The sequence below is a fragment of the Frankia sp. EI5c genome (assembly GCF_001636565.1).
Classification (GTDB): domain Bacteria; phylum Actinomycetota; class Actinomycetes; order Frankiales; family Frankiaceae; genus Parafrankia.
On sequence record NZ_LRTK01000006.1, the window covers coordinates 136,412 to 151,616 of the forward strand.

Annotated in this window: 13 protein-coding genes and 3 pseudogenes; 12 read left to right on the plus strand and 4 right to left on the minus strand. The window is 73.6% G+C overall.

Annotation, left to right across the window (positions count from 1 at the left end; genetic code table 11):
• The first annotated feature begins 49 nt into the window (after positions 1–49).
• From UG55_RS04015 to UG55_RS04025, 3 genes are read left to right on the plus strand one after another with little or no spacing between them, the layout of a single operon-like run.
• Positions 50–919 carry an alpha/beta fold hydrolase gene (locus tag UG55_RS04015; RefSeq protein ID WP_066063021.1) on the plus strand — a complete coding sequence of 290 codons (870 nt, stop codon included), beginning with the start codon at positions 50–52 and terminating at the stop codon, positions 917–919.
• Positions 920–929: 10 nt separating this feature from the next.
• A complete protein-coding gene (locus UG55_RS04020) occupies positions 930–2,246 on the plus strand; it encodes a DUF427 domain-containing protein (protein WP_066063516.1) in 1,317 nt (438 codons plus the stop codon).
• Positions 2,243–2,983: a DUF427 domain-containing protein gene (locus tag UG55_RS04025; protein WP_066063024.1), complete on the plus strand. Its 741-nt coding sequence runs from the start codon at positions 2,243–2,245 to the stop codon at positions 2,981–2,983. The genes UG55_RS04020 and UG55_RS04025 overlap by 4 nt, the downstream gene beginning before the upstream one ends.
• Before the next feature lie 79 nt (positions 2,984–3,062).
• On the opposite strand, the gene UG55_RS04030 is transcribed toward UG55_RS04025, so the two are convergent.
• The 3 genes from UG55_RS04030 to UG55_RS04040 form a co-directional block, all read right to left on the minus strand.
• Positions 3,063–3,896 carry a crotonase/enoyl-CoA hydratase family protein gene (locus UG55_RS04030; protein WP_066063027.1) on the minus strand — a complete coding sequence of 278 codons (834 nt, stop codon included), beginning with the start codon at positions 3,894–3,896 and terminating at the stop codon, positions 3,063–3,065.
• Between the two features lie 57 nt (positions 3,897–3,953).
• Entirely contained in the window at positions 3,954–4,991 is a 1,038-nt protein-coding gene (locus tag UG55_RS04035) for a DUF2889 domain-containing protein (protein ID WP_066063029.1), read from the minus strand.
• A 38-nt stretch (positions 4,992–5,029) separates the two neighbouring features.
• Entirely contained in the window at positions 5,030–6,037 is a 1,008-nt protein-coding gene (locus UG55_RS04040) for an LLM class F420-dependent oxidoreductase (RefSeq protein ID WP_066063032.1), read from the minus strand.
• 542 nt (positions 6,038–6,579) lie between these two features.
• Here UG55_RS04040 and UG55_RS04045 point away from each other — a divergent pair.
• From UG55_RS04045 to UG55_RS04055, 6 genes and pseudogenes are all read left to right on the plus strand, one after another.
• Positions 6,580–7,209 carry a DUF308 domain-containing protein gene (locus tag UG55_RS04045; RefSeq protein ID WP_242423707.1) on the plus strand — a complete coding sequence of 210 codons (630 nt, stop codon included), beginning with the start codon at positions 6,580–6,582 and terminating at the stop codon, positions 7,207–7,209.
• A gap of 224 nt (positions 7,210–7,433) precedes the next feature.
• A partial coding sequence (locus UG55_RS32235; RefSeq protein ID WP_255360421.1) for an enoyl-CoA hydratase/isomerase family protein occupies positions 7,434–7,924 on the plus strand: 491 nt, incomplete at its 3' end.
• A 1-nt stretch (position 7,925) separates the two neighbouring features.
• A pseudogene (locus UG55_RS32240) lies at positions 7,926–8,012 on the plus strand (enoyl-CoA hydratase); the annotation flags it as partial.
• 1 nt (position 8,013) lies between these two features.
• A pseudogene (locus UG55_RS32245) lies at positions 8,014–8,119 on the plus strand (enoyl-CoA hydratase); the annotation flags it as partial.
• A 4-nt stretch (positions 8,120–8,123) separates the two neighbouring features.
• Positions 8,124–8,261, plus strand: a pseudogene (locus UG55_RS32250) (enoyl-CoA hydratase); the annotation flags it as partial.
• A gap of 812 nt (positions 8,262–9,073) precedes the next feature.
• Positions 9,074–9,538: a hypothetical protein gene (locus UG55_RS04055; protein ID WP_066063038.1), complete on the plus strand. Its 465-nt coding sequence runs from the start codon at positions 9,074–9,076 to the stop codon at positions 9,536–9,538.
• A gap of 46 nt (positions 9,539–9,584) precedes the next feature.
• On the opposite strand, the gene UG55_RS04060 is transcribed toward UG55_RS04055, so the two are convergent.
• Positions 9,585–10,088, minus strand: a complete 504-nt coding sequence (locus tag UG55_RS04060) for a MarR family winged helix-turn-helix transcriptional regulator (RefSeq protein WP_066063041.1) — start codon at positions 10,086–10,088, stop codon at positions 9,585–9,587.
• Positions 10,089–10,188: 100 nt separating this feature from the next.
• Here UG55_RS04060 and UG55_RS04065 point away from each other — a divergent pair, with 100 nt between their 5' ends.
• The 3 genes from UG55_RS04065 to UG55_RS04075 all read left to right on the plus strand — a co-directional run.
• Positions 10,189–12,966 carry an acetate--CoA ligase gene (locus tag UG55_RS04065; protein WP_066063044.1) on the plus strand — a complete coding sequence of 926 codons (2,778 nt, stop codon included), beginning with the start codon at positions 10,189–10,191 and terminating at the stop codon, positions 12,964–12,966.
• A 219-nt stretch (positions 12,967–13,185) separates the two neighbouring features.
• Complete coding sequence (locus tag UG55_RS04070) at positions 13,186–14,010, plus strand: FadR/GntR family transcriptional regulator (protein WP_199865025.1); 825 nt, start codon at positions 13,186–13,188, stop codon at positions 14,008–14,010.
• Positions 14,011–14,315: 305 nt separating this feature from the next.
• Positions 14,316–15,092: SDR family oxidoreductase (locus UG55_RS04075; RefSeq protein WP_242423708.1), on the plus strand; the 777-nt coding region annotated here is incomplete at its 3' end.
• Positions 15,093–15,205: the final 113 nt, after the last annotated feature.

Genomic DNA, 15,205 nt, shown 5'->3' on the forward strand with positions numbered 1-15,205 from the left:
ACGGATCGTCGTTCAGGCAGCGAGTGTCGTCAGGGAGCGGGGACTGCCCATGCCGTACTTCGACCTGGGGGTCGAGACAAGGCTGTTCTTCACCGACGACCCCGCGCCGGGCCCGGCCGCCGGGGGGCCGCCGCTGCTGCTGATCCACGGCTGGTGCTGCGACTCGCACGACTGGAACCTGCAGATCCCGGCCTTCCTCGACCGGCACCGGGTGATCTCGCCGGACCTGCGGGGGCACGGGCGCTCGGCCGGCTCGAAGGGGCTCCGACCGCGGGTGCTCGCCGCGGACGCCGCCGCGCTCCTGCGCCACGTGGGGGTCACGGCCGCCACCGGCGGCGTGATCGCCGTCGGGCACTCCCTGGGCGCGATGGTCGCCAGCGCGCTGGCCGTCGAGCAGCCCGGCCTCGTCCGCGCCGTCGTCGCCGTCGAGCCCGCCTACGGGCTCACCGACGCCGAGGCGGACCGGACCGCGCGGACCCTGGGCGACCTCGGCGCGCCGGGCTCCGAGCGGCGGCTGCTGCGGTACCTGGAAGCGCTCGCCGGCCCGGAGGCGCCCCGGCACCTCACCACGTGGCATCGACGCCGGGCCCTCGGCACCCCGACCGACGTGGCCCGCTCGGCCCTCGCCGGCATGTGGCTGGACGACGACCAGTTCGGGCGGCGGAGCCAGAGCACCGACTACCTGCGTCGGCGCGGCTGCCCGGTGCTGGCGGTCCACTCCGAGCGGCAGGCCGGGCGGGCCGAGTGGGAACGGGGCGTGGCCACCGGGCCCGCCGACGCCGTCCACATCCTCCCCGGCGGCCACTGGCTGCACCAGGAGCACCCGGCGGCGTTCAACGGGCTCGTCCTCGACTGGATCGCCCGGCTGGGGCTGGCCGATCAGTCGTCCCGGCCCCGGCCCGGTGTTAGCTTCCTGTGACGTGGAGCCCGTGAATTCCGACCCGGCGTCGGCACATGAACCAGCCTTAACGCGGCAGCCGTGCGGCTATCAGGCCCGGGCCTGGTGGGGTGACACCCTGGTGGCCGATTCGACGTCCGCGGTGCGGGTGCAGGAGGCGGGCCAGGTTCCCGTGCTCTACTTCCCCCGCGCGGACGTGCGCGCCGAGGCCCTCACCGACGCCGGGAACACGGTGGACTGCCCGGTGAAGGGCGGGGCCCGGCTCTGGACGCTGGAGGGAAAGGTCCCGGCCGCGGCCTCCCACTGGTACGGCTCCACCGGCGAGGAGACCGTCGACGGCCAGGACGCCGCGTGGGCCTTCACCTCGCCGGCGCCGGGCCTCGACTGGCTCACCGACCTCGTGGCCTTCGACCACGACCGCGTCCGCGTGGAGGTGGTCGACGCCGCCGCCGGTGACGCGGACCGCGACATCACGATCAAGCGGTTCCCCACCTGGGGGGACGCGGCGGATCTGATCGACATCATGAACATCCGGCCCGCCGGTGAGCGCCGCTACGTCAGCACGGCGCTGGCGGACGTCCGGCGGCCGGTCGTCGAGGGCAGCCAGATGCTCGGGCAGGCGGTCGTCGCGGCCGGCCGGCACGCGCCCGAGCGGCGGGTCGTGTCGGCGCACATGGTCTTCTACCGGGCGGCCGACGCCCGCGAGCCGCTGGAGTTCGAGGTCGAGGAGCTCAGCACCGGCCGCAGCTTCTCCACCCTGGCGGTGCACGTGTCGCAGGGCGGGCGGCGGCGCGCGAGCGGCACCCTGCTCCTCGACAGCACCGCACCGGACGTCGTCCGCCACGCGGCCCCGCCCGAGCCGGCCGCCGGGCCGTACGACAGCGAGCCCTACGACATGTCGGTCACCGGCCGGGACATCAGGATGGTCGACTCGGCGTACACGGACGACCCGGACGCCCCGGTGGGGCCACCGGTCATCGACACCTGGGTCAGGTTCCGCGAGGTTCCCGACGACCCGCATCTGCACGCCGGGCTGCTGGCCCAGTTCACCGGGCACATCTCCATCGCCGCGGCGCTGCGCCCGCACGCCGGTGTCGGTCAGAGCCAGGCCCACCGCACACTGTCGATGGGAATCAACGCCATCGCCATCTCCTTCCACTCCACGGTCCGCGCCGACCGGTGGCTGCGTTACCACCATCATTCGACCTTCGCCGGTGACGGAATGACCCATTCGGAATGCCGGGTCCGCGACGAGTCCGGCGGGCTGATCGCGTCCTTCACCGTGGACGCCATGCTCCGCGGTTTCACCCAGCGGGCGCACGCCGCGGACGACCGGGTCGCCCTGTGAGCCTCACCACCGGACGGGGCCCGCATTCCGCCCGCCCGGCCGGCCGCTTCAGCTCCCCCGTGCCGAGCCCGGTCACCTACGTCGAACCGTTCCAGCGCCGGGTGCGCGCCCGCGCCGGCGGTTCGGTGGTGGTCGACAGCGAGCGGGTGCTGCTCGTGCACGTACCGGGGCAGCCACCGGCCTACGCGTTTCCCGCCGCGGACGTCCGGCTGCCGGGCGGTGAGCCCGAGCCGGCCGCGCCGGGGCATGTCCGGGTCCCGTGGGACGCGGTGGACGAATGGTACGAGGAGGAGGAGCGGATGCTCGGCCATCCGCGCAACCCCTACCACCGGATCGACTGCCTGCGCTCGACCCGCCGGCTGCACGTCAGCGTCGCCGGCAGGGTGCTGGTGGACACCTCCGACACGGTGGCCCTCTACGAGACCGCGCTGGCACCGCGGCTGTACGTCCACCCGGACCAGGTCGACCGGACAATTCTCCGCCCGAGCCCGACCACGACCTACTGCCCCTACAAGGGGACGGCCTCCTACTGGACCGCGGTCGTCGACGGGGTCGTCGTCGAGGACGTGGCCTGGTCCTACGAGGACCCGCTGCCCGAGAGCAGCCAGATCGCCGGCCTGCTCGGCTTCGACGAGGGCCGCGCCACCGTCGAAGCCGAGCTGCCCGCACCGTCCCGGGCGCTCGACGGCGGCCTCAGCGGTGACCTCAGCGGCGACGAGGAGCCGTCGAGCGGCTGACCGGGCCTGCCGAGCAGCGCTGCCGAGCAGCGCTGCCGAGCAGCGCTGCCGAGCGCGCGGTCGGCGCCGGACCGCGGTTCTACTGCGGCGGCGAGAGCGGCGGGAGGTCCGGGTACTCCGGGGTCCGCCGCTCCACCCGCGCCTGGATCGACTCCATGACGTCGCCGGCCTGCAGGGCACCGGCCTGCCAGGTCGCCAGGTAGTTAAGCCCGTCGGAGACGCTGTGGTCCCGTGCGTACAGCAGCATCTCCTTGCTGCCCCACACGGCCAGCGGGCTGTTCGCGGCGATCTCCGCGGCGATCTCCCCGACACCGCGGAGCATCGCCTCCTGATCCGGGAAGACCTCGTTCACCAGGCCGACGGAAAGTGCGCGCTGCGCCGGCATCCGGCGGCCGGTGTAGACCAGCTCCCGGGCGACCCCATCCGGAATGATCTTGGGAAGGCGCTGTAGCGTCCCGAGGTCCGCGGCGAGCCCGACCTTCGTCTCCTGAACCGCGAAGAACGCGTCGGCGGTCGCGTATCGCATGTCGCAGGCGGTCACCAGGTCGACGCCGCCACCGATACATCCGCCCTGCACCGCCGCGAGGACGGGGACGCGGATTCTTTCCAGCACCGTGAGCGCGTCCTGCATCCTGCGGACCAGCAGCCGGCGGGCGAGGTTCACCCGCGCCGGCTCACCGTCCGAGAAAAGGTCACCGCTGCCGAAAGCGGCCAGGTCCAGACCGGCGGTGAAATGCCGCCCGGTCGACGAGATGACGAGCGCGCGGACACCGCCGTCCGCCGCCAGCTCGGTGACGGCCCGCGGGAACTCCTGCCAGAAGTCCTGGCGGAGGGTGTTGAGTTCGTCCGGCCTGGACAACACCAGCCAGGCGACCTTGTCGACCACGTCTGTCTCGAAGTTTCGGCTACCCACGAAGAACTCCCCNGGAAGGTGCGGACGACCAGAACCACTCTCCTGCGGTCGGCGGCGTCACGCCAACCGCGCGGAAGTCGGCCCGGGCATGACGGCGACGAGCCCCGGCACGCCGGCCAGCGACCGGAGGGTGTCGTTGAGATGGGTGCAGGTGCTCGTTCCCCGCAGCGATTCCCGCACCACGTCGCGCACGTCGGCGACGGCGACCCCGGTCAGCCTGGCGGCGCTCGCGGCCGCCAGCGGGCACTCCACCCAGGGCAGCACGCGCGGCACCGAGGCGATCTCGGTGAAGGTCATCGTGGCGAGGTCCAGGCGGGCGGCCACCGTGTACTCGTGAATCACGGTCTCCGGCCCGCCGTCCGACTGGTAGCTGTCCCGGAACAGGACGTCGAGGTCACAGGTGCCCCGGGTCGGCCCCGGCAGGACGTCCAGGCGGCGGAGCCGGCGCATGCCGTGCGGCGGGAGCGGAGGCGCCTCGTGCCAGCCCAGGGGGTCCTCCGGGTTGTGCACCGACGGCGCCGTCGGCCCGGTGACGGTGGGCGGCAGGCCGTCCCGCTCGATGGCCTCGACGATGGTCGCGCCCCGCGCCCAGCCGGCGCACTGGTCCGCCAGGGCCAGCATGAACCGCCCGTTCGGCTGGGCGGCCCCCATTCGGCCCAGCGCGTACCCGGAGACGAGCGAGCTCACCGGGACGTCGTCCAGCAGGCTCTCCAGCAGCGGGTGTGCGGCGCCCAGATCCGGCGCGAGCTCCACGAGCCGGCGGCGGAAGCCGGTGACGGTGCTCGTGCCGACCAGCGGCCGGAGCGCGGGCACCGCCGGTTCGCTCTCGACGCCGAGCACCTCGCGCGGGCCCGCCGGCGCGATCTCGAACCGGACGGATGCCTCTGCCGCCACCTCCGCGGCGGCGTCCGCGCCGGTGACCAGGTCTCGCCCCCGGCCGACCAGCCGCAGGCTGCCGCCGGCACCGTCCGGGCGCAGTGCGTCGATCGTGATCGTGCGCCGCACCGACCCGGGACGGCGGGCCGGGCTCCCCGCGGTCGGGTCGTGGATGCCGCGCCGCGGGTGCAGCGGCAGGTTCGCGGGCGGAGCACTCATCTACCCACCGGTTCCTCCACCTGCCCGCCTCGACCGGGTCAGCTCGCCGCGTCGATGACGGCGGGCCAGTGCGCGCGGTTCGAGCCGCCGGAGTCGTAGAGCGACGCGCGGGAGTAGAGACCACCGATCCGGTCGTTGAGACCCCGCCCGACCTCCTCGGGTGATCCGATGACGGAGAACTCCGCCATCATCTCGTCGGTGATCAGGCCAGCCATGTCGTCCCAGCGGCCCTGCTTGGACAGCGCGGTCAGCTCCGGCTGCACGTCGCCCCAGCCGTGCGTCTCCAGGACGGCGCGGTAGGCGGGAGTCGAGCCGTAGAACGCGATCTGCTTCTTGGTCGCCGCGATCGCGCGGCTCATCTCCTCCTCCGTACGGCCGATCGTGACGAAGGAGGGGCCGCAGATGGTGAAGCCGTCCAGGTCCTGGTGGCCCGCCTTGGCCCGGCCACGCAGCAACGCCGGGATCGTCACCTCCTCGATGTACCGCATCGTGCTGAACGGGTGCACGAAGAATCCGTCGGCCACCTCGCCGGCGGCCTCCGTCATCCCCGGCCCCACGCCGGCGAGGTAGATCGGGGGCGGGCCGAAGGCGTGCGGCTTCGGGGTGAAGAAGGGCGTCATGAGGCTGTGGGTGTAGAAGTCACCCCGAAAGTCGAGTTTCGTGCCGTTCTGCCAGCAGTCCCAGATCGCCCGGATGGCGAGGATGAGCTCGCGCATCCGCGCCGCGGGGTGCGACCACGGCATGGAGAAGCGCCGTTCGATGTGCGGCTTGATCTGCGAGCCGAGGCCCAGGACGAACCGGCCCTCGCTGTACTGGGCCAGGTCGTAGCCCAGGTTCGCGAGGGTCATCGGCGTGCGCGCGAAGGCGATCGCGATCGAGGTGCCGACGGTGATCGAGCTGGTCACGCTCGAGGCCTGCAGGCACTGCATGAAGGGGTCGTGCCGGGTCTCTCCGACCCAGGCGCCGGCGTAGCCCTCCTTCTCGACCTGAACCGCGTCGGTCGAGGTCGAGGTGATGTCATCGGACAACTGGAAATCGATCTTCACGCCGTCTCCTCGCCGCGGCCGCTGGCTGACCACCGGTCATCAGGTTGGCGGCAGTCGGCCGACACGGGCAACCGATCCCCGCGGGAGCGCGCGAGACACCCCTTGCCGCAACCGTAGGGATTGATCTCACTACGTACGGTACGGAACCCCGGACTGAGGGCAGGTGAGAGGGAGGACGAGTCGCACAACCACCACTCCGCGGGAGGGATGACTTCATGGCTGCATCAGGCAACACAGGAGGTCCGAAGGACGACCGGCGCGGTGTGCGCACCAGCGCCCGACAACCGGGCGCGTCAGCCGGGGGCCAGCCGGGCGGCGGGTTGTCGGGAACCGGGCTGCCGGGAACCGGACCGTCGGGAACCGCGTCCTCCGGGACCGGGTTGCCGGGCGTGCCGGCAGGCGGGCGAGCGGAAGCCGCGCCGGCCCACGAGCACGGTCAGGGCCACAACGGTCAGGGACAGCAGGGACAGCGGGGTCGCGGGTACCCGGGTCAGGCGGTCCAGGGCCGCGAGCGCGGCCAGGACGGCGCGGGCGGTTCCGCCATGGCGGCGAAGCTCGGCCCGGTACTGCTCGCGCTGGGAGTCTGCTGGGCCCTCTTCGCCCTGGCCATCCCGATGTTCGGGCTGACGACCGGCAAGTCGCTCGCGATCCTGCTCGGGATCACGCTGCTGCTCGGCGCCCTGGGCGAGGTCGTCACGATGATGGCGTCCGGCCGGGACTGGAAGCCGACCCACGCCGCCCTCGCGGTGGCGATGGTCGCCGTGGGAATCGTGGCGCTCGCCTGGCCCGGACCGACGCTGGTCGTGGTCGCCCGCATCACGGCATGGGCCCTGCTGGCGGTGGGGATCCACGCTCTGCTCACGGCGTTCTCGCAGCGGCACGCGGTTCACGAGGGGACCTGGTGGGTCCCGCTGTCGGTCGGGGCCATGTCGCTCGGTGTCGCCTTCTGGGCGGCGGCGCACCACCATCCGACCTACTCCTTCGCCATCCTGTGGGTCGCCCTGACCGCCCTCATGATCGGTCTGACGAAGTTCGCCGCGACCCTGCGGTCCGTCGGCGGCGAGGAGCCCCGGCTGGAGGCACTGAGTGGCTACACGGGACGTGCCGCCGGAGCCGCCCGATCCACCGCGGGGCGCCGGGACACCGCCACGCTGACCCGCGGCGGGGTCTGACTCCGGGCCGCGGGTGGTTCGCTGTTCCCGGGCCGCGGGTGATCGCGCGCGCCGCCCACCGCGCTCCGTCACATGTCCGGGCACCGGAGGAGGACGATCTCCTAGGCTGCGGGTGACTGTTGACGCACGCGGCGCGCGGGACGCGGTGGGACGCGGTGGTTCCCGCGGTTCCGGCGGAGCGCGCGGGGCGCGGCGGTTCCCGCGGATGACATGAAGCGGATGACATGAAGACGGAGGCGGAGAGCGTGACGACAGAGGCCGATGAGAGCGAGATCCTGACCGAGATCCTCGATGGCGTCTGTGTCATCACCTTCAACCGCCCGAAGGCGCGCAACGCGATCACCGCGACCATGGCGCTCGCCTACGCGGAGGCGCTGCGGGGAGCGGATGACGACCCGCGGGTCCGCGCGATCGTCGTGACCGGCGCGGGGCCGGGCTTCTGCTCGGGCGCCGACCTGGAGGTGCTGCGCGGCGGCGCCGAGACGATCAAGAAGTTCGTGCCCGCCCGGGAGGACCTGCCCTCGCTGGCGCTGAGCCTGCGCAAGCCGGTGATCGTCGGCGTCAACGGCGCCGCGGTGGGCATCGGCTTCGCCTACATGCTGGGCAGCGACATCCGCATCGCCGCCGAGTCGGCGAAGCTCGCGACCGCGTTCTCCCGCCTCGGACTCGCGGCCGAGTACGGCGTCTCGTGGCTGCTGCCGCGGGTGATCGGCCTNCAGCCCGCGATGGATCTGCTGCTCACCGGACGCACCGTCGACGCCCAGGAAGCCGCCCGGATCGGTCTCGTGCACAAGGTGGTGCCCNACGGCACGGTCCGGGAGGCCGCGATCGCCTACGCGCGGGACCTGGTGGAGAACTGCTCCCCGTTCTCGCTGGCGACCATCAAGAAGCAGGTCTACCAGGACCTCGANCGNTCCCAGGACGACGCGCTCACTGACACGCTGCGGCAGATGGACATCGCCTTCGAAGGGCCTGGTCTGGCCGAGGCGCTGACTGCCCGCACGGAGAAGCGGTCCGCGGTGTTCGACGCGCTTCCCCCGCGGGACGCCTGAACGGGCGCGGGACGCGGGGCGACGGGCGCTGGGCGGGCGCGGGGCGGACGGCGCGGGCTGGTTCTCAGCGGATGCGCGGACGGCGCGGGCTGGCGCACGGCGGAGGCGCCTGCGGGTTCTCGGCGGGTGCATTCGGTGATCTGACGGTGGTGGTCAGCGTTTCGGGCGCGGGCGCGGGAGTGCCGATCGCGCGCCTGAAGGGCTTCTTGTGTCTCCTACCAAGACGTCTTGACGACCACGGTGACGCAGGGGCCGCAACCCCTGCGAGCGAAGGACACACAAAGCCCTTCAGTCGCTGTCGGCGAATCCTCGCGGAACCACGCCCCACGGGTGGGCGACGGCTGCCGCGGGGCCTACCGGCGCGCTGAAAGCCCAGGTAGCCCCGTTACCGCGGCGGCCTGCGGGATGCCGGCGGCCCGGTCGCCGCACCGCGGCGGGATCGTCACCAGCCAAGGCGCCCGCACGCGGGATCGTGGACGTCGAACAGCCGGTACGGCGCGGTCCCGGTACCGGCCCGGAGCCGCCGCCCGCCAGGCCCCGCGGCCGCCCCAACGGCCGCGATATCCCGCTGATCAGACAGCCGTGTCACCCAAGGCGCTCGGCGTCACCCGAAGCCCGGCCCGGCCCGGCACCCGCAACGGCCCGGCACCCGCAGCGGCCTGGCCTGGCCCTGCGCGCTGGCCCGGCTCGGCACCCGACCGGCACGGGACGGTCAAGGGCCAGATGTCCGGGAGGGCCGGGCCGGACCGCAGCCATGCCGGGCACGGTCGTCACGGCCGGAGCGGGCGGTTCGGGATTTAGCCTTGCCTTGCGTGACCATCTTCCTTCTCAGCGTCCATGTACTCGTCGCGATCATTGCAGTAGGCCCGGTGACCATCGCCGCGAGCATGTTCGCCCCCGCGGTCCGCTCGGCGCTGCGCGAACCCGGCTCGGCGGGTGTGGTCACCACCCTGCACCGCATCTGCAACGTCTACGCGGCGATCGGCCTCGCGGTGCCGGTCCTGGGGATCGCGACGGCGATGAGCATGAACGTCCTCGGCGACCCGTGGCTGGTCGTCTCCGTCGTGCTCACCGGCGTGGCGGCGGTCGTCCTCGCGGTCGCGGTGCTCCCCGGCCAGCAGCGGCTGCTGGAGCAGCTCACCTCACCCGCCGGGCTCGGCACCGGGCAGGAGCCCGCCATCAGAGGCCTCGCGATCAGCACCGGCCTGTTCAGCCTGCTGTGGACGGTGGTCACCGTGCTGATGATCGCGCGCCCGGGCTCGACAACCGGCGCCTAGCGCCAGGTCGACGCGGGGGCGAGACCGGGGCAGTGCCCGGACCGAATCAGGGCTCCTGGTGCCCGAAGGGCGGGGCGGTGTCCAGCCGGTCGAGGATCTGACCGCAGATGGCCCCGAGCTGATCGAGCTGGTCGCGGGAGAGCGCCTCCACCACGAGATCGCGCACCGTCTCGACGTGACCCGGGGCGGATGCGGCGAGCTTCTCGAAGCCGAGGTCGGTGAGCGTGGCGTTGGTGACCCGCCCGTCCGCGGGGCATGGGGTGCGGCGCACCCAGCCCCGGCCCTCCAGGCGCTTGACGGCGTGCGAGAGCCGGGAGAGCGAGCCGCAGGTGAACTCCGCCAGCCGGGCCATCGCGAGGGTTCGGTTCGGAGCCTCGGAGAGACCGACGAGTACCGAGTACTCGAAGTGGCTGAGGCCCGCGTCCCGGCGGAGCTGCGCGTCAAGCGCGGCGGGCAGGCGGGTCATGACGCCGATGAGACCACGCCAGGCGGTCCGTTCGCTCTCCCGGAGCCAACGCGGCTCACCCGGGGACACCCTGCCGCCATCCATGCGTGTCAGCCTATGATTCACGTTGGCCTTCCATCGATTTGCCGGTGCCTTTCGCTCCTTTCGTGCCCTGCGCACCTTTCGGCGGACGAGAGGAGACACGGTGGCGGACGCGGAGGTCGGCCCGGATCACCCGGCCCACCAGGTGACCGATGCCGTGCTGGCCGACGGTGCGCCGGTGCAGCTGCGCCCTGCCGTCGCGGCCGATGTCGCGCAGCTTCGCTCCCTCTACGCCGAGCTGTCGCCGGCGGAGGCCGCGGAGTTGCCCCTCCGCCTGGTCGATGGCGCCGTGCCCGAGGTGCCCGCGACACAGCTCGCGAACCCCGAACCCGCACCCGGCCCCGCTCACCGGCTCACCGTCGTGGCCGTCCTGCGGGGCCGCCTGGTCGGGGCCGCCGGCTACGAGCGGGAAGGGCGGGACGGGCGGGAAGGGCGGGACGAGCGGGACGAGCGGGACGAGCGGGACGGGCAGGCCCGGGTCGGCCTCGTCGTGGTTCGGGAGCACCGGCGGCGGGGCCTGGGACCGCTACTGCTGGAACACCTGGCGGCCGCCGCCCGTGACCAGGGACTCGGCCGGCTCGTCGCCGAGCTGCCGGTGACCGACACCCCGACGCAGCGGGTGTTCCAGGCAGCCGGGTTCATCCCCCACACCGAGGGCGGCGTCGTCCGGATGACGTTCTCGACCGCCTGGGCTCCGCACGCTCGTGGCCTGTCACGTGCCCTCGAGCAGCGGGCGGAGGCCCGCAGCATCGCGCGGCTGCTGGCCCCGCGGACGGTCGCGGTCGTCGGCGCCAGCCGGCAGCCGGGCAGTGCCGGCCACGAGGTGTTCCGCCGGTTGCTGTCCAGCGACTTCCACGGCCCGGCCTACCCCGTCAACCCCGCGGCCCGCCAGGTCGCGTCGGTCTACGCCTACCCCGATGTCCGGGAGGTCCCCGGTGTGGTCGACCTCGCGGTGATCGCGGTGCCGGCCCCGGACGTCGCCGCGGCGGTCCGCGCCTGCGCGGAGAAGGACGTCCACGGGCTGATCGTGGTGTCGGCCGGGTTCGCCGAGGCGGGCCCGGAGGGGCGGGAACGGCTGGCCGAGGTGACCCGGCTGGCCCGCGAGTCGGGCATGCGGCTGATCGGGCCGAACGCGATGGGCGTGATCAACACCGACCCGGCGGTGCGCCTCCACGCCACGTTCGCGGCCGGCGAGCCGCCGGCGGGGCGGGTCGGCGCCTTCACCCAGTCCGGCGCGCTGGCCGGGACGTTCCTCGCCGAGGCCGCGCGGCGCGGGGTCGGGCTGTCCACGTTCGTCTCGACCGGCGACCGCTCGGACGTCTCGGGCAACGACCTGCTGCAGTTCTGGCAGTCGGACGTGCGCACCGAGGTCGTCCTGCTGCACCTGCAGAGCTTCGGCAACCCCCGCAAGTTCGCCCGGATCGCCCGCCGGCTCGGGCGGCGCAAGCCGGTCATCGCGCTGAAGAGCGGCGGGAGCTCGGCCGACCCGGCACTGGACGCCCTGTTCACCAGCGCCGGGGTGATCCGGGTCGGCACCCTGGGGCAGCTGTTCGACCTGGCCGCGCTGCTGGTGTCGCAGCCGCTGCCCGCCGGCCGGCGGGTCGGCATCGTCGGCACGTCCAGCGCGCTGGCCGCCCTGGCGGTCGACGCCTGCCGCACCGCCGGCCTGGACGTCGTGCCCTTCTCCCCCACCACCGCCGCCGCGCTGCGGGACGTCCTCGGCGGCCACGAGCCGGCCAACCCGGTGGACCTCGGCGCGATGGCCGCCCCGGAGCGGTTCGCGGCGGCGCTGCGGACGGTCGCCGGCTCCGGGGACGTCGACGCCGTACTCGCCCTGGTCACGCCGCACCCGGCGGTCGACGAGCTGGCCGGAGCCATCCGCGGGGTCGCGGCCGTGGGCCGGGTGCCGGTGGTCGCCTCGTTCCTCGGCCATGACGGAATCCCGGCCGCGCTGACCGTCGGGCGTGATCCCAACGCAGCGGCCGGAGCCGGCACGCCGACCGGAACCGGCACGCCGGGACGGGGCTCGGTGCCGTCCTTCGCCTCGCCGGAGTCGGCGGCGTGGGCGATCGCCCGGGCGGCGGACCACGCGGCCTGGCGCGACCGGGAGCAGGGCACCGTCCCCACCCTCGACCGCCTCGATCCGGGCCGGACCCGCCGGGCGCTGGAGGGCGCGGCGGTGGACGGCAGCTGGCTGGAACCGGACCTGGTCACGGAGATCCTCGCCGGGGTGGGCCTGACCGTCTGGCCGAGCGAACGGGTGGCCTCCGAGCCCGCCGCCCTGGCCGCCGCGGAGCGGATCGGCTGGCCGGTCGCCCTCAAGATCGCGGACGAGCGGTTCCGCGGCCGGCTCGACGTCGGGGCGGTGCGCCTCGGGCTGACGGGGCCGGGCGCGCTGGCCGAGGCCTGGCGCACGATCCGGGACGCGGTCGGGCCCGGCGACATGCTCATTCAGCCGATGGCCCCGGCCGGTGTCTCCACCGTGGTCCGGATGACGCAGGATCCGGCGATCGGCCCGCTGCTGTCGCTGCGGCTCGGCGGGGCCGTGGCGGACCTGCTCGTCGACCCGCTGGCCCGGGCCCTCCCGCTGACCGACCGGGACGCGGCCGAGCTGGTGCGCGGCATCCGCGGAGCCGTCCTGCTGGTCGGCGAGGGCGGGAGCCCCCCGGCGGACCTGGCGGCACTGGAGAACGTGCTGCACCGACTCGCCCGGCTCGCCGAGGAGACACCCGCCGTGGCCGAGGTGCGGCTCGACCCGGTACTCGTCGGCCGGTCCGGCGTGGTGCTGCTGCACGCCGGCGTCCGCCTGCTGCCACCGGAGACCGACCCCGAATCCCAACCCCGCCGCATGACGGCGTCAGGCATCGACTATTTCGGGTAGGGAGTTTCCCGCCCCGTCCCGCGGACGGGGCGGGGCGGGGCGCGCCGGCAAGGTCACCGGGCGGGTGTGCGCCGGGCCTTCGGTCTCCGGCGTTCAACGCTCCGGTGTTCGGCGTGATTGACATGGGCGTGTTCCCGGCCTGTTGACTGTGACGGCCGTTCTTCGGGAGAGTCGTGTTTCGGCATTCCGCGGTGGCGGCGGCGAGACGGGTGGACTGGGATGCTCAGCGTGGAGCGGGTACGGCCCGCCTACGTCCAGGTTGCGGCACAGCTGCAGGACCTGATCGTCCGGGGTGACCTGACCGCCGGCCAGCGGCTGCCCGTCGAAGCCGAGCTGTCGACGATGTTCGGGGTCAGCCGCAGCACGGTCCGGGAGGCGCTGCGGCTGCTGTCCTCCCGGCATCTGGTCGAGACGAGGCGGGGCGTACGGGGCGGCACGTTCGTCGCGGCACCGGACGCCGGGCTCCTCGGCGGCTTCCTGGAGACGAGCCTCGGGCTGCTGTCGGGCGCCGGCGTGATCAGCACGCGGCAGCTGATCGAGGCGAACGAAGTTCTGGAGATTGCGGCCGCCCGCTTCGCCGCATTACGCCGTAGCCCGGAGCAACTCGCCGCCATTCGTCGGGCAGTGTTTGTCGCCCACCGGACCGACGATCCGGTCGAACGGTACGAGGGTGGCGGCGGATTTCACGCCGAGATTCTCGCCGCCTGCGGCAATCCACTGCTCGGGCTGGTCGCCGCGCCGGTCCGCGCCGTTCTTCGGCGGCGTTTCCAGCCCTCCTGCGTCACCGCCGAGTTCTGGGAGCGCGGCACGCGCCGCCACGAGGAGATCTACGAGGCGCTGGAACTCGGCGACCCGGAGCGCTCCGGCGACCTGATGCGCGCGCATCTGGCGGAGCTACAGGCGCTGACCTCCCAGCCCGCCGACCCCGATGCCGACGCCCCCGGTCAGGCCCCCACCGACACCGACACCGAGGCGGCGGCGGGCGCGGCGCCGGTGACCAAGCGGGCGACCGGGGTCACCATCGACACCAGCCCGGCCGCCTGAGCCGCTGGGCGGACCGAAGGCACGACCGGACCGAAGGCACGACCGGACCGAAGGCACGGCGGGACGGAGGCGCGGCGGGACGGCGAAGCCGGACGCGCCCTGCGCCAGGCGGGCCGACCACCCGAACGCCGTGCCAAGCTCGTCCCGTCAGAGGGTTCGGGGACGATCCGGCGAAGTCGGGGGTCTGGGGTGTGCGGGGGCTCCGGGGTGCTCGGGCGCTCCAGAGCGATCGGGGCTCCAGGGCGATCGGACCGAGCCAGCCGGACCAGACGGGACCGGGTCGGGCCGTGGACGACGGAGGGCGTATGGATTTCGAACTGGCGGGCAGGGTCGTGCTGGTCACCGGCGGCTCCGAGGGCCTGGGCGCGGCCCTGGTCCGCACGCTGGCGGCGGAGGGCGCCCGGGTGGCGTTCTGCGCCCGCCGGCACGAGGGTCTCGACCACCTCGCGGAGGAGCTCGTCAAGGCCGGCGCCAGCGAGGCCGATGTACTCCCCGTGCCGGCCGACGTCACTCAGCCGGCCGATCTGGAGCGTTTCACGGATCTGGCCGTCAGCCGCTGGGGCCGGGTCGACGGGCTGGTGAACAATGCCGGGCGCAGCGCGGCCGGGTCGTTCGAGACACAGTCCGACGAGGTGTGGGCAGCGGATGTCGATCTCAAGCTTCACAGCGCCGTCCGGCTGACCCGGCTGGTGCTGCCGCACCTGCGCGCCGCGGGCGGCGGCAGCGTCGTCAACACGCTCGCCATCGCCGCGAAGGCGCCGGGTGCGGGCACGACCCCGACCTCGGTCTCGCGGGCGGCCGGGCTCGCCCTGACCAAGGCGCTCTCCAAGGAGCTGGGGCCGGCGGGCATCCGGGTGAACGCGGTGCTCATCGGCCTGGTGGAAAGCCGGCAGTGGGAGCGGCGCGCCGCCGAGCTCGGCGTGGGGGTGGACGAGCTCTACGCCGACCTCGGTGCGCACTCGGGCATCCCGCTGGGGCGGGTCGGCCGGGCCGCGGAGTTCGCCGACCTGGCGGCCTTCCTGCTCTCCCCGCGTTCCGCCTACGTCACCGGCACCGCCATCAACCTGGACGGCGGGCTCTCCNCGGTGCACTGACCCGCGCGGGCGGGGCCGGCCGAGCGATTCGCGGATTCGCGGAACTCACATGCTTAACACTCATCCACCCGGGAAGCAGGAGATCGAGCCACCCGATCACA

Bases quoted from the DNA above. Each gene is read 5' to 3' on its own strand.
- UG55_RS04070 (WP_199865025.1), top strand. From the start codon at position 13,186: ATGCTCAGCGTGGAGCGGGTACGGCCCGCCTACGTCCAGGTTGCGGCA.
- UG55_RS04015 (WP_066063021.1), top strand. From the start codon at position 50: ATGCCGTACTTCGACCTGGGGGTCGAGACAAGGCTGTTCTTCACCGAC.
- UG55_RS04035 (WP_066063029.1), bottom strand. From the start codon at position 4,991: ATGAGTGCTCCGCCCGCGAACCTGCCGCTGCACCCGCGGCGCGGCATC.
- UG55_RS04060 (WP_066063041.1), bottom strand. From the start codon at position 10,088: ATGGATGGCGGCAGGGTGTCCCCGGGTGAGCCGCGTTGGCTCCGGGAG.
- UG55_RS04045 (WP_242423707.1), top strand. From the start codon at position 6,580: ATGGCGGCGAAGCTCGGCCCGGTACTGCTCGCGCTGGGAGTCTGCTGG.